This window comes from Vreelandella lionensis (assembly GCF_044543515.1).
Lineage (GTDB): Bacteria > Pseudomonadota > Gammaproteobacteria > Pseudomonadales > Halomonadaceae > Vreelandella > Vreelandella lionensis.
The window spans coordinates 1-526 of record NZ_JBITWC010000018.1; the positions used below are offsets into that span (position 1 = coordinate 1).

The following is a 526-nucleotide window of genomic DNA, read 5'->3' on the forward strand; positions in this document are numbered from 1 at the left end:
GCCGTGCGATGAGGGTGGTGAGTCAGGCCGCGAGTGTACGCCTGCTCTAAACGCAACGAACCCACCAAAATAGGTGGGTTCGTCAGCAGTCTGAAACCCCGCCGAAGCGGGGTTTTTTGTTGCGAGCACTTACTCTTGCGAGTTTTGCTGTGCCTGCTGCTTGCGTAGTTCGCGCGGGTCGTTATGGGCACGACGGCGACGACGCGGTTTTGGCGCCTCTTCATCAGCTGCCGGGGCCTCGCTAACGGGCTCTGCCGCTGGCGCATTGTCGGCGGGTTGCGCTGACACTTTCTCTTGCGCTTCTGGAGCAGGGGCCGTTTCCATCTTGGTAGCCGTCTCGTCGTGAGCTTCAGCAGCTGGCTGCTCGCTCGCTTCGATTGAAGGCTCTTGATCCGCCGCCGGTGAAGGTGTTTTCGCGGTTGAGGGCTCTTCACTGACTGTTGGTGCTGAAGCTTCTTCATCCGTAGAAGGCGCTGCTTCGGCGTTGGCAACCGGAGTGTCTTTAACGCTATCCTGCTCAGCAGTC

General features: G+C 59.7%; 1 pseudogene. It reads right to left on the minus strand.

The annotated features are described in order from the left end of the window. Positions 1-129: 129 nt before the first annotated feature. Positions 130-526, minus strand: a pseudogene (locus ACIGG6_RS12010) (ribonuclease E/G); the annotation flags it as partial.